Raw genomic sequence first — 24,964 nt, 5'->3', positions numbered from 1 at the left:
TGCATATAATGATGAAAACACCCCAACGTCTGCTGTGCTGTGCGCTTGCCGCCAGCACGCTCATCTCCACCAGCGTTTTTGCTGCCTCCTGGCAGGATTCACTCTCCAGCGCGGCCAGCGAACTGAGCAAACAAAGCTCCGGCTCGCAGGGCAGCTCGTCGCTCTCTTCCCTGACCAGCCTGCTGAATGGCAGCAATCAGTCGCTGACTTCCAGCAGTATGAATAACGCCGCTGGGATCCTGGAATATTGCGCGAAACAGAAGCTGGCCTCGGTCACCGACACGCAAAACGTCAAAAACCAGGTGCTGGATAAACTGGGGCTCAGTGCTCCTGAGCAGAAGCAAGATACCAACTATATGGACGGTATTCAGGGCCTGCTCAACGCCAAAGATGGTCAACAACTGGACCTGAACACGATTGGCAATAGCTCGCTGGCGAAGCAGGTAAAAACCAAGGCCTGCGATCTGGTGTTAAAACAGGGTATGAACTTCATTTCCTGATGCACGACATGCCGCGTATTACCTGCGCGGCATCAGTTTTTTACTCCATTACATTCACACGTCAAATAACCAGTAAATCCCCTGCAAAAAACACGCATATCTAAACCAATTCTGAATAACAACGTAATTTAATGTCACTACAATTGCAGCAATATAACATCGCTATTACATTGTGCTTTCCCCTAATGATTAGCCTGCCAGGCATGTGCCCGGTTTATTGAGGATCGACCGTTGTCAGAATTAATCTCCATCACTCTGTTTCTCGCTTCAGTGCTGATTTACGCCTGGAAAGCGGGTCGCAACACCTGGTGGTTTGCCGCCACGTTAACGGTGCTGGGGATTTTTATTGTCTTGAATATCACGCTGTACGCCAGTGACTATTTCACCGGCGATGGGATCAATGACGCGGTACTCTACACGCTGACCAACAGCCTGACCGGCGCGGGGATTGGAAAATATATTTTGCCGGGGGTCGGCATCGCGCTGGCGCTGACGACGGTTTTTGTCGCTCTCGGCTGGATCCTACGCCGCCGTCGCCATCATCCGCATCATGTGGGTTACAGTCTGCTGGCCCTGCTGCTGGCGCTGGCCTCCGTTGACGCCAGCCCGGCGTTTCACCAGATAACCGAACTGGTGAAGTCGCAGTCGCGCGATGGCGATCCGGATTTCCCAACGTATTATAAAGAGCCATCGAAAACCATTCCCAACCCCAAGCTGAACCTGGTTTATATCTACGGCGAAAGCCTCGAACGCACCTATTTTAACAATGACGCGTTCCCGGATCTGACCCCAGAACTCGGCGCGTTGAAAAATGAAGGTCTGGATTTCAGCAACACCATGCAGCTTCCGGGCACCGATTACACCATCGCTGGCATGGTCGCCTCCCAGTGCGGTATTCCGCTGTTTGCGCCATTTGAAGGCAACGCCTCGGCGTCGGTCTCAAGCTTTTTCCCCAACAATATCTGTCTGGGCGATATCCTGAAAAACTCCGGCTATCAGAACTACTTTGTGCAGGGGGCCAATCTGCGCTTTGCCGGCAAAGACGTGTTCCTGAAATCTCACGGCTTTGACCATCTGTACGGCGCAGAAGAGTTAAAAAGCGTGGTGGCAGACCCGGCCTATCGCAACGACTGGGGCTTCTACGACGATACCGTACTGGACGAAGCGTGGAAAAAATTCGAAGAGCTTTCGCGCTCGGGCCAGCGTTTTTCACTGTTTACGCTGACTGTGGATACCCATCATCCGGATGGATTTATCTCACGTAGCTGCAACCGTAAACGTTATGACATCGACGGGAAGGCCAACCAGTCGTTCAGCGCGGTCAGCTGCAGTCAGGAAAATATTGCCGAATTTATCAATAAAATCAAAGCATCGCCATGGTTTAAAGATACCGTAATCGTGGTTTCTTCCGATCATCTGGCGATGAACAACACCGCATGGAAGTATCTGAACAAGCAGGATCGCAACAACCTGTTCTTCGTGCTGCGCGGCGACCAGCCGCAGCAGGACACGCTGGCGGTGAAGCGTAACACGATGGATAACGGCGCAACGGTACTGGATATTCTCGGCGGCGATAACTTTATCGGACTTGGTCGCAGCAGCTTGTCGAGCGAATCCGTGTCGGAAGTGTTCCTGAACATCAAAGAAAAAATGCTGGCGTGGAAGCCCGATATTATCCGTCTGTGGAATTTCCCGAAAGAGATGAAAGAGTTCACCGTCGACCAGGACAAAAACATGATCTCTTTCTCCGGTAGCCACTTCCGCCTGCCGCTGCTGCTGCGCGTGTCGGACAAACGCGTCGAGCCGCTGCCGGAAAGCGAATACTCGGCCCCGCTGCGCTTCCAGTTGGCGGATTTCGCCCCACGCGATAACTTCGTCTGGGTCGATCGCTGCTATAAAATGGCGCAACTATGGGCGCCGGAGCTGGCGCTCTCTACCGACTGGTGCGTATCGCAGGGTCAGTTAGGCGGGCAACAAATCGTGCAGCATGTTGACAAAGCCAAATGGAAAAGCAAAACCGTCTTTAAAGACACGGTGATCGACATGGAACGCTACAAAGGTAACGTCGATACGCTGAAAATTGTCGATAACGACATTCGCTACAAAGCCGATAGCTTCGTCTTCAACGTGGCGGGCGCACCTGAAGAGGTCAAACAGTTTAGCGGCATATCACGCCCCGAATCCTGGGGACGCTGGTCCAATGCGCAGCTCAGTGAAGAAGTGACCATCGAATACAAGGCCCCACTGCCGAAGAAATTCGATCTGGTCATCACCGCGAAAGCCTTCGGTGACAACGCCAATCGTCCGATCCCCGTGCGCGTTGGCAACGAGGAACAGACGCTGGTGTTAGGCCATGACGTCAGCACCACCACCTTGCATTTTGATAACCCGGCGGATGCCAATACGCTGGTAATTGTCCCACCCGATCCGGTCGCCACCAACGAGGGCAATATTCTCGGCCACTCGCCGCGTAAGCTGGGGATCGGGATGGTTGAAATCAAAGTAGTAGCTCAGGGCTCTTAACATGATAGGCCTGATAGCGCTTCGCTTATCAGGCCTATCGTTAACCCCATTTATTGCCTGAAAAAAAACAGCGCCCAACACCACACCGGGCGCTGCATGGCAACCTTATTCCAGACCGTTCACCGCCTGGCGCATACCCTGCACCAGAATCATCTCGAGGTTAGCCGTCACCTGTCCGGCAAGCCCTGGCAGCAACGTTAAATCTTCACCCCAGTGCGCCGTATCGCCGAGCACGGCATCCACCAGTTCACGCAGCGTTAAATCATTGCCTACTCGCGGCCACAGGCTGGCATACAGGCTTACCCACTGTTCATCATCCTGTATCGGATAGCGTTCCCCGTCGCGCTCTGCACGATAAAACGCCAGCAGCGCAGCGAGGGCAAACGTTAACCGCACGGGCCAGCGCCCATTTCGCTGACCCGCCAGCAGCTGCGGCAAAATTCGGGTACGGAATTTAGTCATGCCGTTTAGCGCAATGGAAAGCAACTGGTGACGAATGTAAGGGTTCTGAAAACGCCCGCTTACCGCGTCGGCAAATTCTCGCAGTTCATCCGCCGGAAGATCCAATACCGGTATAATTTCCTCGCCAATCGCCCGCTCGACAAAGCGGTGCACATCGGCATCCTGCATCGCCTCACCGACGGTCTCCAGTCCGCACAGCCACGCCACCGGCACCAGCGCCGTATGCGCGCCATTGAGAATGGCGACCTTGCGCTCTTTGTACGGTTTGATATCGCTCACCACCCGGATGTTCAGCGGACACTGCACCAGCTTCAGCTCCTCTGCCAGCCACTGCGGCCCCTGGATCACAAACAGGTAAAAATGCTCCGCGGTATCGAGAAACGCATCGTGATAGCCAAGCGTCGCTTCCAGCGCGGCAGCTTCTTCACGCGGGTAGCCAGTAACAATGCGGTCGACCAGCGTCGAACAGAAGGTGTTCGCCGTTTCCACCCAATCAGCAAACGACGGAGGAAGCTGCCACTCCTGCGCATATCGCAGCACCAGCGTTTTGAGCGCCTCACCGTTATAGTCGATCAGTTCGCAGGGGATAATCACCCAGCCCTTATCCACCGCCCCCGCAAAATGGTTAAAGCGCTCCAGCAGCAGTCGCGTCAGTTTGGCCGGAAAACTCACCGGCGGGGCATCATCCACGCAGTCTGCCGCGTGATAGCTAATTCCGGCTTCAGTGGTATTCGAAAACACAAATCGGATGTCCGCATTGTGCGCCAGCGCCAGATACGCCGCGAAATCCTGGTACGGATTGATTTCGTTATTCACCGAACGGATAAGCCGCGCTTCGCTCACCGCTTCGCCCTGCTCGTTAAGCCCGCGTATCAGCGTGGTATACAGCCCGTCCTGGGTATTCAGCGACGGCGGAAAATCAGTATTGATCGGGCGAACGATGGTCACGCCAGCATTCAGAGTGGTGTGCTCGTTGAGGATATCCAGTTGCCAGTCGATAAACGCCCGCAGGAAGTTTCCTTCACCAAACTGGATCACGCGCGTTGGGTAGCTGGCCCCCGGAAAATCACGTCGATTCAACGTGTTCATCGCAATTACCCTCTCAGAACGTGATCACGCCTTTAATCAGCTCACGGTTGTTAATAACATCCCGCTCGTAGATTTCTGCCAGTGTGGCAAACGCGTAACGGTGCGTGAGCATCATGTCGGCGGTCAGTTTGCCTTCCGACATCAGACGGCCCACTTTGGCGAAATCTTCCGGCGTGGCGTTGCGACTGCCCATCATGGTGGTCTCTTTCTTGTGGAACTCAGGGTCAGAGAACTGCAAATCACCTTTGAACAGCCCAACAAAAACGATGCTGCCGCCATGGCGAATCAAATTCACCGTGTTGTTCATCGCATGCTGGTTTCCCGTGGCATCAATGACCTTTTGCGCCAGCGAACCGCCAAACTGAGCGCGCAGCTGCGCATCAAAATCTTCAGCGGATGGGTCGATAACCGGGAGTCCCAACCGGGAAGACACGTGCTCCCGACGCGCGGGACTGGTATCGGCGACCACCACCTGTGCGCCATCGGCTTTGGCAATCGCCGCTGCGCCCAGACCAATCGGACCAGCACCGACCACCAGCACCTGCTCACCTGGCGCCACCGCCGCCCGACGTACCGCATGCGCGCTGATGGCGTAAGGCTCAATCAGCGCCGCCGCCTGCGGGTCAATCCCCTGCGCGTCCAGTAAGTTGGTCACCGGAACGGACAGATATTCACTGAAACCACCATCCTGATGTACGCCAATCACCGAAATCTTCTCGCAGCAGTTGGTACGTCCGCTCAGGCATGCCGGACACTGCTGGCAGGCCACGTAAGGAATAACCGCCACCTGCTGACCATTTTTCAGATTCTGTATATTTTTTCCCAGCCCGACAATTTCCCCACATATTTCATGACCTAATACACGTGGGTAGCTGAAAAAAGGCTGATTGCCGCCCCAGGCATGAATATCGGTACCACAAATCCCTACCGATTTAATTTTTATTAATGCTTCGCCCTCACCCGGAATAGGTATTTCGCGTTCTTTCCAGACTAATTTTTTAGGTTCCTGGCAAATCAACGTATTCATCGTAGACATGATTCTGCTCTCCTGTTTTTTTGTTGCCTCAGATATCAACGAAAATAAAAAAGCCGGAGAAAGCAGAAACACAATCTGTGAATTCCAACGCATAAAAATGTTTTAAATCGGGTTTTAATAGGCAAAAAGGAGAAACCATGAGCCGTTCGCAGAACTTACGTCACAATGTGATTAACCAGATTATCGATGATATGGCGCGTGGTCATATCCCTTCCCCTCTCCCATCGCAAAGCGCATTGGCGGAGATGTACAACATCAGCCGCACCACAGTGCGCCATATGCTGAGCCACTTAGGCGAGTGCGGCGTGCTGACCCAGGTCGGCAGCCACTATGTCATCGTGCGTAAACCCGACCATGACGACGGTTTTGCCTGCACCACCGCCTCCATGACCGAGCAAAACCGGATTTTTGAGCAGGCGTTTTTCACCATGATCAACCAGCGCCAGCTGCGTGCAGGCGAGAGCTTCTCCGAACTGCAGCTTGCCAGAGCCGCGGGCGTCAGTCCGGTAGTCGTACGGGAATATCTTTTAAAATTCGAACGTTACAACCTGATCAAAAACGAAAAACGCGGTCAGTGGAGCATGAAGCAGTTCGATCAGGCCTATGCGGAGCAGCTGTTTGAACTCAGAGAAATGTTGGAAACCCATTCCCTGCAGCATTTTCTCAATCTGCCGGATGATGACCCGCGCTGGCTGCAGGCTAAAACGCTGCTGGAACGCCACCGGATCCTGCGCGACAGCATCGGCAGCAGCTTTCGTATGTTCTCGCAGTTAGACCGTGAGTTTCATGCCTTGCTGCTCTCTGCTGCCGATAATATATTTTTCAATCAATCACTTGAAATCATCTCCGTGATTTTTCACTTCCACTATCAGTGGGATGAGAGCGACCTCAAACAACGCAACATCATTGCCATCGATGAACATATGACCATCCTCAGCGCGCTGATCTGTCGCAGCGACCTGGATGCCACCCTGGCGCTCTGTAACCATTTGAATTCAGCCAAACAATCGATGATTCGCTCCATCAACCAGAGTCATAGCGCCGCCCATTAAGTACCGATAAAAAACAGCAAACCATTACCGGGAGCACGATTTTATAAAAATAAAAACGCCTGAAAAATACCTCTTGCCTATGCTCACGCTAAGTCGACTGCATTAAAAACTTTTGTGAGCGGTGATGAGTAAATTGATTCATCACTGGTATTTTTTTCAATACTGCACAGCCCCGGCTGTGTGAAAATAAATTATTGAGGTTCAGGAGTCCGGCGTGGAAAAAAATAATATTACCCTCGACCCGAGTTCTTCGTTTGGCACGTCGTCATCTGCGGATATTAATGTTCCGCCTGAGAGCATGGTGCAACGCAGTAGCCGAATAAAACGTATTCAGACCACAGCAATGATTTTATTATTTTTTGCTGCGGTGATTAATTACCTAGACCGCAGTTCATTATCGGTCGCCAACTTAACAATTCGGGAAGAACTGGGGCTGAGCGCCACGCAAATCGGCGTCCTGCTGTCGGTCTTCTCTCTCGCTTACGGTATTGCGCAACTGCCCTGCGGCCCGCTGCTGGATCGCAAGGGGCCGCGCATTATGCTGGGACTGGGGATGTTCTTCTGGTCGCTGTTTCAGGCGATGTCCGGCATGGTGCACAGCTTCACACAGTTTGTGCTGGTGCGTATCGGGATGGGGATTGGCGAAGCGCCGATGAACCCGTGCGGCGTAAAGGTGATCAATGACTGGTTTAACATCAAAGAGCGCGGTCGCCCGATGGGGTTGTTTAACGCCGCCTCGACCATCGGGGTTGCCATTAGCCCGCCGATTCTGGCCGCCATGATGCTGGTAATGGGCTGGCGCTGGATGTTTATTACCATAGGCGTGCTGGGTATTTTTCTCGCCATCGGCTGGTACATGCTGTATCGCAACCGCGAGCAAATTGAGTTGAGCGCCACGGAACAAGCGTACCTGAACGCCGGCAGCGTCAATGCCCGCCGCGATCCGCTGAGCTTTGCCGAATGGCGCAGCCTGTTTCGCAACCGTACTATGTGGGGCATGATGCTGGGCTTTAGCGGCATCAACTATACCGCATGGCTATACCTGGCCTGGCTGCCGGGCTACCTGCAGACCTCCTATAACCTGGATTTAAAAAGCACCGGCTTAATGGCGGCGATCCCGTTCTTGTTTGGCGCAGCCGGCATGCTGATTAACGGTTTTGTCACCGACTGGCTGGTAAAAGGCGGTATGGCGCCGATTAAGAGCCGTAAGATTTGTATCATCGCCGGGATGTTCTGCTCAGCAGCCTTCACCTTCGTCGTGCCGCAGGCCACAACGTCGATGGCCGCCGTGTTACTGATCGGTATGGCGCTGTTCTGTATCCACTTCGCCGGCACCTCGTGCTGGGGCCTGATCCACGTCGCCGTCGCCTCACGCATGACCGCTTCCGTGGGCAGTATCCAGAACTTTGCCAGTTTTATCTGCGCGTCGTTTGCGCCGATCGTCACCGGATTTATTGTTGATACCACCAACTCTTTCCGTCTGGCGCTGATCATCTGCGGCTGCGTCACCATGGTGGGCGCCCTTGCCTACATCTTCCTGGTTCGCCAACCCATCAGCGATCCGCGTAAAGATTAATCCTTCAGATGCCCGATAACACCGCGCTTATCGGGCATGTTATGCTCCTCGTATGAACATCACCTTGCGCGCGACTACTCTGGCAGACACTGCCGCTCTTCCCGCCATCGAACGATCTGCGGGGCAACGTTTTTTACTTATCCCCGAACTGGCGTGGATTGCTGACGACCAGATTATATCGGCTGCTCAACATCGGGCATTTGCCGCTGCAGGCATGAGCTGGCTGGCGCTGGTCGATGCGCGTCCGGTCGGTTTTTTGGTTGCCGAAGCGCTGGGGTCATCGCTGTTTATTGCTGAACTTTCACTGCATCTGGAGTGGCAGGGAAAAGGAATTGGCCGCAGATTGCTTGACTATGTTGCCGAACAGGCGCGTGAGAAAGGATATACGTCGCTCATGCTGACCACCTTCCGCGGTGTGCCGTGGAATGCGCCATTGTACGCGCGACTGGGATTTGAAATGCTGGCTGACGAGACGCTTTCGCCGGAATTGCGCGAAAAAAGAGCTGAAGAAGCGGCGCACGGGCAGACGTACGAACTACGCTGCGCCATGCGCCTGATGTTGCGTTGATTGCCCGGTGGCGGCTACGCCTTATCCGGCATCACAGGTTTAGAACGTTTCCCAGTTATCCCCGGCATCCGTTACCGCAGCTTTACGCGGCTGGGCCGTTGAAACCGGTTTAGCGGCGGCAACGTCACGCGCGCGCTGTTGGTCATGCTGAATACGGAACACGGCAACGGCCTGGGTCAGACGGCTGGCCTGCTCTTCCAGCGCCGCAGCGGCGGCGGCGGATTCCTCCACCAACGAGGCGTTCTGCTGCGTCACGCGATCCATCTCAGCGACAGCCAGACCGACCTGGTCGATACCGCGGCTCTGTTCATCAGAAGCAGAGGCGATTTCACCCATGATATCGGTCACGCGGGTTACCGCATTGACGATCTCATCCATGGTTTCACCGGCGCTTTCAACCAGCGTTGAACCCACATCCACACGGCTGACCGAGTCTTCAATCAGGCTCTTAATCTCGCGCGCGGCCTGCGCACTACGCTGGGCCAGGTTACGAACTTCACCCGCAACCACCGCAAATCCACGGCCCTGCTCGCCCGCCCGTGCGGCTTCTACCGCGGCGTTGAGTGCCAGAATATTAGTCTGGAAGGCAATGCCGTCGATAACGCTGATAATGTCGGCGATTTTCTGCGAACTGGAAGCGATGTCGCGCATGGTTTGCACAACATTATCCACCACTTTGCCGCCTTTCTGCGCGGTTTCAGAAGCGCTCAGCGCCAGATGGCTGGCCTGACGCGCGTTTTCGGCGTTCTGCTTCACGGTCGCCGTCAGTTGTTCCATGCTGGCCGCAGTTTCTTCCAGAGATGCGGCCTGCTGTTCGGTACGCGAAGAGAGATCGTTATTCCCCATCGCAATCTCGCTGGCCCCGCTGTAAATCGCGTTGGCGCCGTTACGTACGTCACCCACGGTATTCATCAGCTCACCCTGCATGTGACGCAGGCTTTCCGCCAACTGTCCAATCTCGTTGGAACCTTCCACCTCAATACGTTTCACCAAATCGCCGCTGGCGATATGACGAATGCTGTCGATCAGACGGTTCATTGGGGAGATAAGGGTCAGTTTGATACCAAACCACACCGCAATAATCGCCGCCAGTACGGTAATCAGCACGCAGATCAGCACCCACATCGCCTGGCTGTAAGAACTGTTGTTATCTTCCACCGCGATGTCATACAGGCGATCGTTCTGCTGCATGTAACTCATATACTGCTTCTCAAAGCCATCCTGATAGCTCTGCGTCGGTTGATCAAAGAACGCGTTGATCTTCCCGTCACCCAATAACTGGATCAGCTCCGCCAGCGCGCCGTGGTAGATGTCATAGGTGCGATTGATCTCCTGGAACGCGGCTTCGCTTTGGCGCGGATCGCGCGGGAGCGACTCGTAAATCGCCCAGTTTTTTTCCGTCAGCTTCAGCGCCGTGCTGGCTACCTGCATCAGTTCGGCAACGGTCGCGCCGCTGCCGATATTGCTCTGATCCATCATGTAGCGAATGCCCGCCCGGTTCAGGGTATTACGCGTTTGCAGCAGCTCAACCCAGGTGGCGTTCAGCGCAGACTGTTGCTGGCGAATGGTTTGCAGAACGGTAAAGTTCTCTTTGTCATTCTTAAGTGAGTTAAAAAACAAGCCGCCCGAGGCGAGCTGTAAAAGGCCAAACAGCGCCAATACCAGCAGTAAGCTGGTAACAATCTTCATTCGTTTTAACATGTTTTCTCTTTCCGCTAGACAGATGTCAGAATTTTCGGCCTGGAAAGGGAAAACTTTATGAATATCGTTCGAAAAGCCGGTGTTCTGGCAATATCTCTCGCTGAAAAAAGCAGCAAACACACTCGGCACATACCACGCAAAAGGTGCCGTAGCGGCTTCCCCACCTTTTCAGAGGGCTTTTCATTTATACGCACTTCGATTACCAATGGAAGTCCTGTCACCCGCCTCTAAAACAAGGAAGTCCCTCTGTGAAAAAGAAATTTTTCGATTTATTTTCTAATGCTGCTCCCTTCTTACTGCTGGGAGGCATTTTAGGATTAATGACCCCCATAGTGCCAAAGCTCCTTATCCCGGAGATTTCAGGCATCTTAATGGAGAGCATCGCACCTAAAAGCATCATGTTTCTGCTCATTATAGATGCGTTATTTACTGTAATTTTACTCAGGCTATGTGGTGTATTCGATTCAAAAAAAGAAAAAGCTGCTTTTATCTATGAAAGATTTTTATTTAAATTCAATGAATTGGGAAAATCCATTACCGCAGCCACGTTTGGTACACTTTTCGGGCTTACGCTGGCAATGCTTCCCTATAGCGAATTTCGCATGGCGGGAGTCGGCCTATATTTTTCTGCGATGCTGATCGTGATATGGGCCCTATTTGACTTCCTGAGCCACATGAGTAAAAACGCGGTTGGCAAAACTGAACGATGTACCTTTTATGCCGTGGTTATCGCCATTTTCGCCTACTACCTCTACCTTATAGCCACTCAAATACAGGCGTCCACTCCCGTCGCGTGAACCTCATACCGGTAATTATGTGATTTTAATCACATAATTACCGATCAACACCCCATATTAAAACCGCTCACTGACATTTGGGACCGCTTAAGCTGACATACAACCGTTCACTTATTTACCTTACTTTACGCGCGTAATTCTCTGGCAAGATCCCCTCAACATAGCAGTCAAATAACCTCCTCAAACACAAGATCAAACCCACGCGGCTTCGGCCAATTATTAATTAGATACCAGGTTTTACTATGGATACGAAAAAGATATTCAAGCACATACCCTGGGTGATTCTCGGAATCATCGGTGCATTCTGCCTCTCGGTAGTGGCATTACGTCGGGGTGAACACATCAGCGCCCTGTGGATCGTGGTCGCCTCAGTTTCTGTTTATCTGGTGGCCTATCGTTACTACAGCCTTTATATCGCCCAAAAGGTGATGAAACTTGACCCGACGCGTGCCACGCCGGCGGTCATCAACAATGACGGTCTGAACTACGTTCCAACCAACCGTAACGTATTGTTTGGTCACCACTTTGCCGCTATCGCAGGTGCGGGTCCGCTGGTTGGGCCGGTACTGGCTGCGCAGATGGGCTACCTGCCCGGTACGCTGTGGCTGCTGGCAGGCGTCGTGCTGGCCGGTGCGGTGCAGGACTTCATGGTACTGTTTATCTCTTCCCGCCGTAACGGTGCATCTCTGGGTGAGATGATCAAAGAAGAGATGGGCCCGATCCCAGGAACCATTGCGCTGTTCGGCTGCTTCTTAATCATGATCATCATCCTCGCGGTACTGGCGCTGATCGTGGTAAAAGCGCTGGCGGAAAGCCCGTGGGGTGTGTTCACCGTCTGCTCAACCGTACCTATCGCACTGTTCATGGGGATCTACATGCGATTCCTGCGTCCGGGGCGTGTGGGTGAAGTGTCGGTGATTGGTATTGTGCTGTTGGTAGCCTCAATCTACTTCGGCGGCGTGATTGCGCACGACCCGTACTGGGGCCCGGCGCTGACCTTTAAAGACACCACCATCACCTTTACCCTGATCGGTTACGCGTTTATCTCTGCGCTGCTGCCGGTATGGCTGATCCTCGCGCCGCGCGACTATCTGGCTACTTTCCTGAAAATCGGCGTTATCGTCGGTCTGGCGGTGGGGATTGTTATCCTCAACCCGGAACTGAAAATGCCGGCAATGACGCAGTACGTTGATGGTACTGGTCCGCTGTGGAAAGGCGCTCTGTTCCCGTTCCTGTTTATTACCATCGCCTGTGGTGCGGTATCTGGCTTCCACGCGCTGATTGCTTCCGGTACCACGCCGAAGCTGCTGGCTTGTGAAACCGATGCGCGCTTTATCGGTTACGGCGCGATGCTGATGGAATCCTTCGTGGCGATTATGGCGCTGGTTGCTGCGTCTATCATCGAACCGGGTCTGTACTTCGCGATGAACACCCCGCCTGCGGGCCTTGGCATCACCATGCCGAACCTGCATGAAATGAGCGGCGAAAACGCACCGCTGATTATGGCGCAGCTGAAAGATGTTACCGCACATGCGGCAGCGACCGTCAGCTCCTGGGGCTTCGTGATTTCGCCTGAGCAGATCCTGCAGACCGCGAAAGACATCGGTGAACCGTCCGTTCTGAACCGCGCAGGTGGCGCACCGACGCTGGCCGTGGGTATCGCTCACGTGTTCCACAAAGTGCTGCCGATGGCTGATATGGGCTTCTGGTATCACTTCGGTATTCTGTTTGAAGCGCTGTTCATCCTGACCGCACTGGATGCCGGTACGCGTTCTGGCCGCTTTATGCTGCAGGATTTACTGGGTAACTTCGTGCCGTTCCTGAAGAAAACCGACTCTCTGGTTGCGGGCATCATCGGTACTGCGGGCTGCGTCGGCCTGTGGGGTTATCTGCTGTATCAAGGCGTTGTTGACCCGCTGGGCGGCGTTAAGAGCCTGTGGCCGCTGTTTGGTATCTCTAACCAGATGCTGGCTGCCGTGGCGCTGGTTCTCGGCACCGTGGTGCTGGTTAAAATGCAGCGCACCAAATACATCTGGGTTACCGTGGTTCCGGCAGTATGGCTGCTTATCTGCACCACCTGGGCGCTGGGTCTGAAACTGTTCAGCACCAACCCGCAGATGGAAGGCTTCTTCTTCATGGCGAGTCAGTACAAAGAGAAGATTGCTAACGGCGGCGAACTGACCGCGCAGCAGATTGCCAACATGAACCACATCGTCATCAACAACTACACCAACGCAGGTCTGAGTATTCTGTTCCTGGTGGTGGTGTACAGCATCATTTTCTACGGGTTCCGTACCTGGCAGAAAGCCCGCTCCATCAACGGTCGCTCTGATAAAGAGACACCGTATGTACCGGTGCCGGAAGGCGGCGTGAAGACCTCTTCACACCACTAACCTGAAGCCGGGTGGCGCACGCTTACCTGGCCAGGATCACTTAGTGCCGCAGTTAACGTAGGCCGGATCAGGCGCAAGCCGCCATCCGGCTTTATTCATTAACAGGACGATAGAATGTTTGGTACTTTAGGTCAGGCAAAAAAGTATCTCGGTCAGGCGGCGAAGATGCTGATTGGTATTCCGGACTACGACAACTACGTCGAGCACATGAAGACCAACCATCCCGATAAGCCGTACATGACCTACGAAGAATTCTTCCGCGAGCGCCAGGAAGCCCGCTACGGTAGCGGCGGAAGCAGTTGCTGTTAGAAGGAGAAGTGAATGACCCCGATTGCAGTTACCCTACTCACCGGTTTTCTTGGCGCGGGTAAAACCACCCTGCTGCGCCATATTCTCAACGAGCAGCACGGTTACAAGATTGCCGTTATCGAAAACGAATTCGGCGAAGTCTCGGTGGACGATCAACTGATTGGCGATCGCGCCACGCAGATCAAAACCCTGACCAACGGCTGCATTTGCTGTACCCGCTCCAGTGAGTTGGAAGACGCACTGTTAGACCTGCTCGACAACCTCGACAAAGGCACCATCAATTTCGACCGTCTGGTGATCGAGTGCACCGGCATGGCCGACCCCGGCCCGATTATCCAGACCTTTTTCTCCCATGAAGTGATTTGCGAACGCTACCTGCTGGACGGCGTGATTGCGCTGGTTGACGCGGTACATGCCGACGATCAGATGAACCAGTTCACCATCGCCCAGTCGCAGGTAGGCTATGCTGACCGCATCCTGTTGACCAAAACCGACGTCGCTGGTGTTAGCGAAAAGCTGCGTGAACGCCTGGCGCGCATCAACGCCCGTGCGCCGATTTACACCGTGACGCATGGTGACATCGACCTCTCCCTGCTGTTCGACACCAACGGTTTTATGCTGGAAGAGAACGTGGTCAGCGCCAAACCGCGCTTCCACTTTATTGCCGACAAACAAAACGATATCTCCTCGATCGTCGTCGAGCTGGATTACCCGGTCAACATCAGCGACGTATCGCGAGTAATGGAAAACCTGCTGCTGGAATCCGCCGAGAAGCTACTGCGCTACAAAGGCATGCTGTGGATTGAAGGCGAGCCCAACCGCCTGCTGTTCCAGGGCGTCCAGCGCCTGTACAGCGCCGACTGGGACCGCCCGTGGGGCGACGAACAACCACACAGCCTGCTGGTGTTTATCGGTATTAACCTGCCGGAAGATGAGATTAGAGCAGCGTTTGCGGGATTGAAGAAGTAATCTCCTGCTGAATTGCCCGGTGGCGCTACGCTTACCGGGCCTGGAAATTCCACCTTCCCATAGGCCGGATAAGGCGCAGCCGCCATCCGGCATATCTCCCCAACCGTTTATCGCATTCTTGCAGAGCAAGAATGCTGTTTTTCCTCTCTCCTAAAAACATTCATTAAAATGATCTTTGGTGACAAACGATCACCAGAAGTTATAAAAACTCGTTATAAATGATCAACTTACAAATTTCTGGTAAAAAGGAGACTATCTACCCGAAGAAAAAATAAGCCTCATCACAGAGGCCAGGACAGTATTTATGACATCAGGAAATTTCTCTCAGACGGCCGCTTTTCTTTGGTCGGTCGCCGACCTGCTGCGCGGCGATTTTAAACAATCACAGTATGGTCGCATTATTCTCCCCTTCACTCTCCTGCGCCGACTGGAGTGCGTACTCGAAGACAGCAAAGAGGCCGTACTTGCTCAGTCAGAAAAAATTAAAGCTCTCAATTTGCCGGAAGAGGCGCAAGAGAAGATGCTCCTGCGTGCCGCTGATGGTCTGACGTTCTTTAACACCTCGCCGATGGACCTCAGCAAGATGGGGCAAAACGGCATCAAGGCCAATCTGGAGAAATATGTTCAGTCCTTCTCCACCGATGCCCGTGAGATTTTCGATCACTTCAAGTTCAGCGAGTTTGTCAGTCAACTGGAAGAAGCCAATCTGCTGTATAAGGTGGTGCAGAAGTTTGCGACGGTGGATTTAAGCCCGAACGCCATTTCCAACCATGAAATGGGTCTGGTATTTGAAGAGTTAATCCGCCGCTTTGCCGAAGGGTCTAACGAAACCGCCGGCGAGCACTTCACTCCGCGCGATATCGTACGCCTGACCACTTCGCTGGTATTCATCGGCGACGACGACGCGCTCACCAAAGACGGTATCATCCGCACCATTTACGACCCAACGGCGGGCACTGGCGGCTTTCTCTCCTCCGGGATGGAATATCTGCACGAGCTGAACCCCAATGCGGTGATGCGCGCTTTTGGTCAGGAGCTAAATCCGGAATCCTACGCAATCTGTAAAGCAGACATGCTGATCAAAGGCCAGGACGTTAGCCGCATCAAGCTCGGCAACACCCTGTCAAACGATCAGCTTCCCGTCGAGAAATTTGACTACATGCTCTCCAACCCGCCGTTTGGCGTGGACTGGAAGAAAATTGAAGGCGAGATCGGCGACGAACACGCGCAGAAAGGTTTTGATGGACGCTTTGGCCCCGGCCTGCCGCGCGTCTCCGATGGCTCGTTACTGTTCCTGCTGCATTTGATCAGCAAAATGCGTGATAGCCACAGCGGCGGCGGACGCATCGGCATTATCCTTAACGGCTCCCCGTTGTTTACCGGCGGCGCGGGCAGCGGTGAAAGCGAGATCCGCCGATACATTCTGGAAGCCAACCTGCTGGAAGGCATCATCGCCCTGCCAACGGATATGTTCTACAACACCGGCATAGCCACCTACGTGTGGATCCTCTCCAACAAGAAAGCGCCGGAGCGCAAAGGCAAAGTCCAGCTTATTGATGGCAGCAACCTGTGCGGCAAAATGCGCAAGTCGCTGGGTTCAAAGCGTAATCTGATGGGCGAAGACGATATCCGGCTCATCACCCGAACCTTCGGCGATTTTGAGGCGATAGAGACCACCACGCTGGAAGCACTGGGCCTGGAGAAAGCCCCGGAGCAAAAATCCAGCCGTGGCCGTCAGCCTGCAACCGCGAAAAGCGAAGCGCCGAAAACCTTCGCCAGCAAACTCTTCAACAGCACCGATTTTGGCTACCGCCGCTTAACCATTGAGCGCCCGCTGCGCCTGTCGGCACAAATTACCGATGACGCCATTGCCACTTTACGTTTCGCGCCCAAGCCGTTTAACGCGCCGATGGAATGCCTGTTTGACGCGTTTGCCGTCCACTGGCATGCGGATAACTACGGCGATTTTTCTGCGCTGGAAACCGAAGCCCGAACGATTATCAAAGCCGAATTTGCCGAGCTGAAAGAAAAACAAATCAAAGATCTGCTCGACAGCAAATTGTGGCTGGCGCAGCGCGGATTAATGGAAAAAGCCCGGCATATTCAGGCCGCGTTTGGCGATAAGCCTGGCGGTATTTTCGGCGTCAGCGATGACTTTAATCAGTTCCAGACAGACTTAAAAAGCGCGCTAAAAACCGCCAACGTGAAGCTGGATGCCAAAGAGAATAAGCAGTTTATCGACGCCGTGACCCGCAAAAACCCGGACGCCGCGCCGGTGCTGAAGAAGGTTTTAAAAGAAGACGCCCAGCCGCTGTACGGCGCGTTTGCCTGGCGCGGGCAGGTGGTGGAGTTTGAGCAGGACGGCGAGCTGCGTGATAACGAGAACGTGCCGCTCAATCCCGCCGTTTCTACCAGCGATTTGATCGAGAGCTACGTCAAAGCGGAAGTGCTGCCTCACGTTCCCGACGCGTGGATCAATGCCGATAAGCGCGATGCGATTGACGGTGAGATCGGTATTGTCGGCTATGAGATCCCGTTTAACCGTCATTTCTATGTGTATACGCCGCCACGATCGCTGGAGGAGATTGATGCTGATTTAAATGCAGTAAGCATCGAGATTATGCAACTGCTGCGGGAGGTACACTCCTGATGGCTAAATATAAAGCGTATCCAGAGTATAAGGATTCTGGGGTGGAGTGGTTGGGGGATATACCTGCTCACTGGAACATCAAACGGTTAGGTCAGCTTTTTGAAGAAAGAAGAGAAAAAGTTAGTGATAAAGAATATCCTGCTTTATCGGTTACTATGCAAGGCATAGTCCCTCAACTCGGTACAGCTGCGAAGACTGAAGCAGGAGATAACCGTAAATTAGTTTTAAAAGATGATTTTGTAATAAATAGTCGTTCTGACAGAAAAGGGTCAGCAGGTGTATCACTATTAAATGGTTCAGTCTCGCTAATAAGCATCGTCATGCGCCCTAAAAATATTAATCCAAAATTTGCTCATCACTTGCTCAGGAGTTGTCCATTCCAGGAAGAGTTTTACCGCTACGGAAAAGGGATCGTGGCAGATTTATGGAGCACAAACTCCTCTGAAATGAAAAATATATTACTGCCAGAAATTCAATTTTCTGAAAGCGAAAAAATTTCAAATTTTCTAGATCACGAAACTGCAAAAATAGACAGCCTAATCGAGAAACAACAACAACTTATTGAACTGCTAAAAGAAAAACGTCAGGCAGTGATTAGCCATGCGGTGACCAAAGGGATAAATCCTGATGCGCCGATGAATGATTCTGGTGTTGAGTGGCTGGGCGCTATCCCGCGAAATTGGAATTGCGTAGCTATAAAAAACATATGCAAGATAGTTAACGGCTCAACCCCTAAATCTAGTATTGAGGAATATTGGGATGGTGATATAGATTGGTTTACACCAACGGATCTGAGTCACAAAGAGACTATACAAATTAATGATAGTCTGAGAAAGATAACTAATTCTGGTTTTTTATCATGTGGTACCACTATGGTCCCAGCAAATACTGTCATTTTATCATCAAGAGCCCCCATTGGTTCCCTTGCGATCACAAAAAAATCTGCATGTACAAATCAAGGGTGTAAGTCATTAGTTACTTTCAGTGCTCAATTAAGTAAATACATCTACTATTCTCTTTTAACCTTTAACTCCCCTCTAAATAATCTTGGTAGAGGAAGTACATTTTTAGAGTTATCCACCGATGACTTAGGTGGGTTTAAAATATCACTTCCAAATGATGATATGGGAGAAATAATAAAATATATCGATATAACAATTTTAAAGATTGATAACTTAATCGAAAAACAACTCCAACAAATCGAACTCCTCAAAGAACGCCGCACAGCCCTTATCTCCGCCGCCGTCACCGGCAAAATCGACGTCCGCCACTGGCATGCCCCTGACGAGCAAATCACAGGCGAAGCGGAGGCCGTTGTATGACCCCCGACATCACCCGCGAAATCAACCTGCAAAACGACATCATCCACCAGATGGCCGCCAACGGCTGGATTGTCGGTAAAGGCGACGGCTACGATCGCGAACGTGCGCTCTACGTACAGGACACGCTGCAATTCGTGCAAACCACCCAGCCGCAGGAGTGGGAAAAGTTTGCGAAGGTTTACCCCAACGACACCGATCGCCATTTTCTCGATAACCTGGTCACTCAACTGCAAAAAGCCGACATCAACGCCACCGATATGCTGTCACGTAGCTGGGGCACGCTTGGCGTGCTGCGTCATGGTCTGAAGATCCGTAACGCCCGCTTTTTTCTCTGCCAGTTTAAGCCAGAGCATACGCTCAACCCGGACACCCTCGCGCGCTATCGGCAGAATATCTGCCGGATCGTGCCGGAGCTGGTCTACAGTCCGTACGCCAGTGCGGCCCAAGAAAAAGAACTGAAGGCCAAACGCTGGCGTATCGATCTGGTGCTGTTTATCAACGGTCTGCCGGTTGCCACGCTGGAGCTGAAATCTGAGTTTAAGCAGGCGGTGCAGAACGCCATCACCCAGTATAAGAAAACCCGGCTGCCGAAAGATCCGGCCACCAATAAGCCTGAGCCGCTGCTGACCTTTAAGCGCGGGGCGCTGGTGCATTTCGCCGTCAGCCAGTTCGACGTCTATATGGCGACCAAACTCGCGGGCGACGATACCTTCTTCCTGCCGTTCAATAAAGGCACAAAAGTAGGCGGCGCGGGCAATGACATCCCGGAAGACGCGGGCCGCTATGCGACCGACTATCTGTGGAATGAGGTGCTGCTCCCGGATAATCTGCTGAAAATCCTCGCCAGCTTTGTGCATCTGCAAATCGAAGAGAAAGAGGACTGGAACGGGCAGAAGTACAAAAAAGAGAGTCTGATCTTCCCACGCTATCACCAGTGGGACGTGGTCAACAAACTGCTACAGGCCGCGGCGCTCGAGGGAACCGGCAACAAATATCTGATCCAGCACAGCGCCGGTTCCGGCAAGTCGAACTCCATCGCCTGGACTGCGCACCAGCTTTCTCGCCTGTATGATGACAGCGACGAGAAGCAGTTTCACTCGGTTATCGTGGTTACCGACCGCACGGTCCTTGACGATCAGCTGCAGGACACCATCTACCAGTTCGAACATGCTGACGGCGTGGTCGGGCGTATAAATAATAAAGAGGGCGATGGCTCCAAGTCGGAAAAGCTGGCCAGCGCGCTGGAACACTCACAGCCGATTATCATCGTCACCATCCAGACCTTCCCGTTCGTACTGAAAGCGATTGAAAACAGCGTCAGTCTGAAACAACGTAAATACGCGGTGATTGCCGATGAAGCGCACTCGTCGCAAAGCGGATCCACGGCGCGACAGCTAAAAGAAGTGCTGATGAGCGAAGAGCGGGACGACGACACGGTACTGTCGTCAGAGGACAGCCTCAACGCCACCATTGCCGCGCGTCGCAACAGCGGCAATCTGAACTATTATGCGTTCACCGCCACACCGAAGGCCAAAACGCTGGAGCTTTTTGGTCGCCTCCCGCACCCAGGCGAACCGGCATCGGCCACCAATAAACCGGCGGCGTTCCACGTTTACACCATGCGCCAGGCCATTGAGGAAGGCTTTATTCTCGATGTGCTGAAAAACTACACCAGCTATAAAGTGGCGTATCAGCTCCTGCAAAAACTGGAAGATAAAGACCGTGAAGTGGATAGCAACCGGGCCAAAGTCAGGCTGAACCAGTGGGTGACGCTGCACGATTACAACGTCTCGCAGAAGGTGAAAGTGATCGTCGAGCACTTTCGCAAGCATGTGATGAACCTGCTCGGCGGGCAGGCAAAAGCGATGGTGGTCACCAGCTCACGCAAGGCGGCGGTACGCTACAAGCTGGCATTTGATAAGTACATCGCCGAAAACCGTTATGCAAAAATCAGCGCCATGGTGGCGTTTTCCGGCGAGGTCGAGTTTCAGGAGAGCGACCCTAACAGCGAAGCATTACTGAACCAGAAGTTCACGGAAGCAAACATGAATCCGGGGCTGAAAGGCCGGGATATGCGTAAAGCATTCGACAGCGATGATTACCAGGTGATGCTGGTCGCCAATAAGTTCCAGACCGGTTTTGACCAGCCTAAGCTGTGCGCCATGTATGTCGATAAAGCCCTCGGCGGCGTCGAGTGCGTCCAGACGCTTTCGCGCCTGAATCGTACCTATCCGGGCAAAGCGGAATCAGGCACTTTTGTGCTCGATTTTTACAACGATCCGCAGGATATTCTGGATGCTTTCCAGCCCTATTATCAGACCGCCGAGCTGACCGACGTCAGCGATCCCCAACAGGTATTTGATCTGTTTGAGAAACTACGGGCCAGCCAGATTTTCCAGTGGAACGAGGTGGATCAGTTCTGTGACGCGTTTTTTACAAAAAACAAATCCAACGCCGCCATCAGTAATATCTGCCGCCCGGCCGTCGAGCGCTGGCAGAAGCGCTATGCCCTCGCTATCGACGCTTACCTGACCGCCAAAGAGATGTTCGAAAGAACCCAAAAAACCGGCGATGTAGTGCTGATCACCAACGCTGAAAACAGCTTCAAAGCCTGCAAGCAGGAAAAAGATCGGCTGGAGATTTTCAAGAAGGATCTCGGCAGCTTTGTGCGCTTCTACGAGTTTATGTCGCAGATTGTCGAATACGATGATAAAGATCTGGAAAAGCTCAGCCTGTTCGCCCGCCATCTACGACCTTTGCTGCACGAACAGCGGCTGGAGGAAGACGAGATCGATCTCAGCAACGTGGAGATGAGCCACTATCGCTTATCGAAGATCCACGAACAGCATCTGAAACTACAGGAAGATGCTGCGGAATATACGCTCGATCCCAGTAACGACGTGGGTACGGCAAAACCAAAGGACAAGAAAGAGGAATTTCTGTCGCATATTTTGTCGCGAATGAATGAGCTGTTTATCACCGACCATCTGACGGATAAAGATATGCTCAGCAGCGCAATGACCGTGTTTAATAAAATCACTGAGAATGAAACCGTGATGAAACAAATCAGGAATAACAGCCCCGAGCAGGCAATATTAGGCGGTTTTTTTAAAGCGGTGGACGACGCGGTGATGGACAGCGACGAAGCGCGACAAGAATTTATGCTGCAGTATTTATCGAACCCGCAGTGCGCTAAGGGCTTTGCCCGCCTGATGTTTGATATGGCGACGGGTCATTACGCGTTGCCTGCATAAGGTTTTGATTATTGCCGGATGGATTATCCGGCATGATTTATATTTCTCATCAATAATTCCAGTTACGTCTTTATTATTACCGATTTTCAGCTGGCTTTATTTTTATTTACTGGGTAGATTTACAGGTGTTATTTATCGCAAGACGCCCGTGCTGCAACACGAGCGCCTCGCTAATCACAATCACTATTCAACGGAAATAGCCATCATGACTACCCCGCATTCTATTGCAGAATTCACCGATCCAGAAGTCTCCCCGGCAAATAATCGTCTGGGTACCGTCACTTATGCGAGTCGTTATCCGGATTACACGCATATTCCGGCGATTATTATGAAAGGCCAGTGGCTGGAAGCCGCCGGTTTCGCCACCGGCTGCAAATTCGATGTCAGAGTGATGCCCGACTGCATTGTGCTGACGACAAAGCTGCCGGAGCCGGAAGAACCGGCGTTATTGCAGTCGCTGCATCGGGTGTGCAAGCTGTCCGCGCGTAAGCAACAGCAGGTGCAGGAGTTTATCGACGTGATTTCGGCGAAGCCGCGCAGGCAGGAACGATAACGTTATCCCCAGCAGCCTCCATGCTCCCGGGTTGACATCGAGGCTACACCGCCGCGCTATCCATCTGTTTTTCAAACGCCTGGCGAATCAGCCCCATCACATACGGTAGCTGGGCAATTTCGCTGAAACCAACCTCTACATCGCCATTGCCCCAGCGACCAAGATCCGTTACGTCTTTCGCCATCCCCTTCGGATCGACAAGTTCATGGAACGGCATATTCAGCGACAGGCGCAACCGGCTTTTCTGCGGCACTACATCCACAAAGTTGGTTTCTGCCTTGAAGGCGACATACAGCTTCAGCACTTCCTGCGTGATACTCGCATCCAGCTTTAAAATTTCCGCTGCCAGTTGGTCAAACAGCACCCGGCTATGTGAGCCTACCTCCAGTTGATGGAAGTCCGTCAGACTGTAGCTCATGGTTTTTTCTGGCTGCTGGCGATACTGGCTCAGCACCTCTTCACTCAGCGCAGGCGCGCACCAGACCTGAACGGCACGCTTCGCCAGACGCTCGGCCCGCGCATCCATCGCTGCTTCATCCCATTTCTCGCACAGCCCTAATCCGGCGTTTAAATGCAGCGGGCTTTCTTTAAAGCCACCCTCAATATCGCGTTTTTCCACAAAGGCTTTATCGCTGTAACGCGAGTTATAGCCAGTTAACGTCAGGTTCCCCAGCGTATGTAGCCGCTCTTTATGTATTCGCTCCCAGTCGCTGCCCAATTCTTCACGCCATTTTGCCGACAGATTTTCATTCTGCGGCATAATGTGTTCAATCGTATATTCATCCACCGCTACGCGCTCTTTACGCTGGTAATTTTCCAGGCGACGTAGCCAGTAACTGCGGCTGCGAAAGTTATACAGATCACGCTCTTTTAATTTATGGCTGAATTCATCATCATCCGGAAAACGCCGATAGCTCGGCAGGTCCAGTAAATGCGCCTGAATACTTTCCAGATAGTTTTCTTTATCCAGTACTCGATAAAACGTGGCGAAGGTTTTGTTCAGCGAGTTGGTGGGAATAGCGCACACCGCGCGGCGGAAAACATACGCTTCAATCAGCCTTATTGCACTGAGGAAATCGTCGCGCGATAAATCGTCCTCACGGTAATCGTGATACAACACCAACAGGAACGGATAGGCGACATCAACCTTTAATTCCCGCAAATCCTGAAACGCAGTCGCGAGAGGCTTATCGCTCTCTTTGCCCAACGCCATCGCACAAAAATACTCCGCATAGCGCTGAATATCCGCCACCAGCGCATCGACACCCGCTTCAGCGATAGCCTGGCTACGCGCATGCAGCTTAAAAGCGTCATAAACTTCATCGGTACGGGGAATATCCCCCGTTTTGACCGTCAGATAATGGCGCATAAAGCTGTCGAAATATTCGCTGTAGCCTTTCTGTCCGAAAGCAATTTCCATCGGTCGCCAGTGATCGTCATACAGCCGCGTCTGATGTTCCGGCGCTAACCCCATCAGAATATAGTTTCTGACCAAATCAGCCTGACTCAGCGCTTTACCCGTGGAGTTCATGCTTTCAAAGATAAGCTGCGGGTTGTCCTGCCCGCGATTGAGCGCCACGTCGACAATCAATAGCTTTGATAACCCGCGACACAGCGAAATCAGGTCATCACCTAATTTGCTGATTTGTTCATCAAAGAAATTAAAATTGGCCGCGATACGCTGCGAACCGTTTTCAGGCAGCGGTTTTTGCTTAATCAGCGCCAGCAGACTGTCTTTGTCTGTCTCTGTCAAAAGCAGCTTATAGCCCCTCTCTCCAGACTCATACGGGTTGAGCAAATAGTAGTTACGTAATTTCATGGCGGAAAAGCCGTCAATCAGCTCTTCATCACCAAGATGGCGGGATAACGCCTCAAGGAGCAGCATCGCTGTGGTCAGTCGCTGCTGGCCATCAATAACCAGTAACGGCGAAATCCCCGAAACCTGATACAGTCCCTGTTCTATATAAACAACAGAGCCAATAAAGTGGGCCGAAATATCGTCACGTTGCCCGGCACGGAGAATATCGTCCCAAAGCTGGCGGCATTGTTGCTCAGACCATGAATAGGTGCGTTGATAGATCGGGATAACAAATTGCTGTGAACGTTTGAGAAAATCAAGTAATCGGGCTTCTGTAGCTTTCATCCTGGTAATGATCCTTCCATGAAGCAAAAGTGCTTCAATAATAACCCCTTAATTTGTCCAGGTATGA

17 protein-coding genes are annotated in these 24,964 nt (G+C 52.6%); 13 read left to right on the top strand and 4 right to left on the bottom strand.

The window, feature by feature from the left end; translation table 11 throughout:
- Positions 1-8: 8 nt before the first annotated feature.
- Positions 9-500 (top strand): YjjA family protein, encoded by a 492-nt coding sequence (locus tag OGW16_RS06815; protein ID WP_043018318.1) that lies wholly within the window; start codon positions 9-11, stop codon positions 498-500.
- 231 nt (positions 501-731) lie between these two features.
- A complete protein-coding gene (gene opgB, locus OGW16_RS06810) occupies positions 732-3,023 on the top strand; it encodes a phosphatidylglycerol--membrane-oligosaccharide glycerophosphotransferase (RefSeq protein ID WP_172862668.1) in 2,292 nt (763 codons plus the stop codon).
- A gap of 105 nt (positions 3,024-3,128) precedes the next feature.
- Here opgB and OGW16_RS06805 read toward each other — a convergent pair whose 3' ends face one another.
- Both OGW16_RS06805 and OGW16_RS06800 read right to left on the bottom strand, forming a co-directional pair.
- Positions 3,129-4,574, bottom strand: coding sequence for a tagaturonate reductase (locus OGW16_RS06805; protein ID WP_172862667.1), 1,446 nt, complete (start codon positions 4,572-4,574; stop codon positions 3,129-3,131).
- 13 nt (positions 4,575-4,587) lie between these two features.
- Positions 4,588-5,610, bottom strand: coding sequence for a zinc-binding alcohol dehydrogenase family protein (locus OGW16_RS06800; RefSeq protein WP_032942306.1), 1,023 nt, complete (start codon positions 5,608-5,610; stop codon positions 4,588-4,590).
- Positions 5,611-5,747: 137 nt separating this feature from the next.
- Between OGW16_RS06800 and OGW16_RS06795 the strand changes: the two genes are divergently transcribed.
- The 3 genes from OGW16_RS06795 (at position 5,748) to OGW16_RS06785 (ending at position 8,806) form a co-directional block, all read left to right on the top strand.
- Positions 5,748-6,662 (top strand): GntR family transcriptional regulator, encoded by a 915-nt coding sequence (locus OGW16_RS06795; RefSeq protein ID WP_003019148.1) that lies wholly within the window; start codon positions 5,748-5,750, stop codon positions 6,660-6,662.
- Between the two features lie 214 nt (positions 6,663-6,876).
- Positions 6,877-8,238 (top strand): MFS transporter, encoded by a 1,362-nt coding sequence (locus OGW16_RS06790; protein WP_200054858.1) that lies wholly within the window; start codon positions 6,877-6,879, stop codon positions 8,236-8,238.
- 52 nt (positions 8,239-8,290) lie between these two features.
- A complete protein-coding gene (locus tag OGW16_RS06785) occupies positions 8,291-8,806 on the top strand; it encodes a GNAT family N-acetyltransferase (RefSeq protein ID WP_286518159.1) in 516 nt (171 codons plus the stop codon).
- Between the two features lie 39 nt (positions 8,807-8,845).
- Here the strand turns inward: OGW16_RS06785 and tsr are convergent, their stop codons facing one another.
- The gene (gene tsr / locus OGW16_RS06780) at positions 8,846-10,507 is read right to left on the bottom strand and encodes a methyl-accepting chemotaxis protein (RefSeq protein ID WP_043018314.1); all 1,662 of its coding nucleotides are present in this window, start codon (positions 10,505-10,507) and stop codon (positions 8,846-8,848) included.
- Positions 10,508-10,755: 248 nt separating this feature from the next.
- Here tsr and OGW16_RS06775 point away from each other — a divergent pair, with 248 nt between their 5' ends.
- The 8 genes from OGW16_RS06775 to symE all read left to right on the top strand — a co-directional run bounded on the left by OGW16_RS06775 (position 10,756) and on the right by symE (position 22,754).
- On the top strand, positions 10,756-11,304 hold the full coding sequence (locus tag OGW16_RS06775) for a hypothetical protein (protein ID WP_080625763.1): 549 nt from the start codon (positions 10,756-10,758) through the stop codon (positions 11,302-11,304).
- Positions 11,305-11,546: 242 nt separating this feature from the next.
- Positions 11,547-13,697, top strand: coding sequence for a carbon starvation CstA family protein (btsT, locus tag OGW16_RS06770; protein ID WP_213731767.1), 2,151 nt, complete (start codon positions 11,547-11,549; stop codon positions 13,695-13,697).
- 114 nt (positions 13,698-13,811) lie between these two features.
- Positions 13,812-14,006: a YbdD/YjiX family protein gene (locus OGW16_RS06765; RefSeq protein WP_003830038.1), complete on the top strand. Its 195-nt coding sequence runs from the start codon at positions 13,812-13,814 to the stop codon at positions 14,004-14,006.
- Positions 14,007-14,018: 12 nt separating this feature from the next.
- Positions 14,019-14,975 carry a GTPase gene (gene yjiA / locus OGW16_RS06760; RefSeq protein WP_286518154.1) on the top strand — a complete coding sequence of 319 codons (957 nt, stop codon included), beginning with the start codon at positions 14,019-14,021 and terminating at the stop codon, positions 14,973-14,975.
- A 304-nt stretch (positions 14,976-15,279) separates the two neighbouring features.
- A complete protein-coding gene (locus OGW16_RS06755) occupies positions 15,280-17,625 on the top strand; it encodes a type I restriction-modification system subunit M (RefSeq protein ID WP_286518152.1) in 2,346 nt (781 codons plus the stop codon).
- Entirely contained in the window at positions 17,625-18,947 is a 1,323-nt protein-coding gene (locus OGW16_RS06750) for a restriction endonuclease subunit S (protein WP_286518150.1), read from the top strand. The genes OGW16_RS06755 and OGW16_RS06750 overlap by 1 nt, the downstream gene beginning before the upstream one ends.
- Positions 18,944-22,201: a type I restriction endonuclease subunit R gene (locus OGW16_RS06745; RefSeq protein ID WP_286518148.1), complete on the top strand. Its 3,258-nt coding sequence runs from the start codon at positions 18,944-18,946 to the stop codon at positions 22,199-22,201. The genes OGW16_RS06750 and OGW16_RS06745 overlap by 4 nt, the downstream gene beginning before the upstream one ends.
- A 205-nt stretch (positions 22,202-22,406) precedes the next feature.
- A complete protein-coding gene (gene symE, locus OGW16_RS06740; RefSeq protein WP_286518146.1) occupies positions 22,407-22,754 on the top strand; it encodes an endoribonuclease SymE in 348 nt (115 codons plus the stop codon).
- Between the two features lie 43 nt (positions 22,755-22,797).
- On the opposite strand, the gene OGW16_RS06735 is transcribed toward symE, so the two are convergent.
- Positions 22,798-24,897 carry a GmrSD restriction endonuclease domain-containing protein gene (locus OGW16_RS06735; protein WP_286518144.1) on the bottom strand — a complete coding sequence of 700 codons (2,100 nt, stop codon included), beginning with the start codon at positions 24,895-24,897 and terminating at the stop codon, positions 22,798-22,800.
- Positions 24,898-24,964: the final 67 nt, after the last annotated feature.

Source organism: Citrobacter sp. Ce104 (assembly GCF_030334595.1).
Taxonomy (GTDB): Bacteria; Pseudomonadota; Gammaproteobacteria; order Enterobacterales; family Enterobacteriaceae; genus Citrobacter; species Citrobacter europaeus.
This window is presented reverse-complemented; position numbering and strand designations above follow the sequence as displayed.

Coding starts and splice junctions, on each gene's coding strand:
- OGW16_RS06815 (WP_043018318.1), top strand. CDS start 9: ATGATGAAAACACCCCAACGTCTGCTGTGCTGTGCGCTTGCCGCCAGC.
- OGW16_RS06805 (WP_172862667.1), bottom strand. CDS start 4,574: ATGAACACGTTGAATCGACGTGATTTTCCGGGGGCCAGCTACCCAACG.
- OGW16_RS06800 (WP_032942306.1), bottom strand. CDS start 5,610: ATGTCTACGATGAATACGTTGATTTGCCAGGAACCTAAAAAATTAGTC.
- OGW16_RS06795 (WP_003019148.1), top strand. CDS start 5,748: ATGAGCCGTTCGCAGAACTTACGTCACAATGTGATTAACCAGATTATC.
- OGW16_RS06785 (WP_286518159.1), top strand. CDS start 8,291: ATGAACATCACCTTGCGCGCGACTACTCTGGCAGACACTGCCGCTCTT.
- tsr (WP_043018314.1), bottom strand. CDS start 10,507: ATGTTAAAACGAATGAAGATTGTTACCAGCTTACTGCTGGTATTGGCG.
- btsT (WP_213731767.1), top strand. CDS start 11,547: ATGGATACGAAAAAGATATTCAAGCACATACCCTGGGTGATTCTCGGA.
- OGW16_RS06765 (WP_003830038.1), top strand. CDS start 13,812: ATGTTTGGTACTTTAGGTCAGGCAAAAAAGTATCTCGGTCAGGCGGCG.
- yjiA (WP_286518154.1), top strand. CDS start 14,019: ATGACCCCGATTGCAGTTACCCTACTCACCGGTTTTCTTGGCGCGGGT.
- OGW16_RS06755 (WP_286518152.1), top strand. CDS start 15,280: ATGACATCAGGAAATTTCTCTCAGACGGCCGCTTTTCTTTGGTCGGTC.
- OGW16_RS06750 (WP_286518150.1), top strand. CDS start 17,625: ATGGCTAAATATAAAGCGTATCCAGAGTATAAGGATTCTGGGGTGGAG.
- OGW16_RS06745 (WP_286518148.1), top strand. CDS start 18,944: ATGACCCCCGACATCACCCGCGAAATCAACCTGCAAAACGACATCATC.
- symE (WP_286518146.1), top strand. CDS start 22,407: ATGACTACCCCGCATTCTATTGCAGAATTCACCGATCCAGAAGTCTCC.
- OGW16_RS06735 (WP_286518144.1), bottom strand. CDS start 24,897: ATGAAAGCTACAGAAGCCCGATTACTTGATTTTCTCAAACGTTCACAG.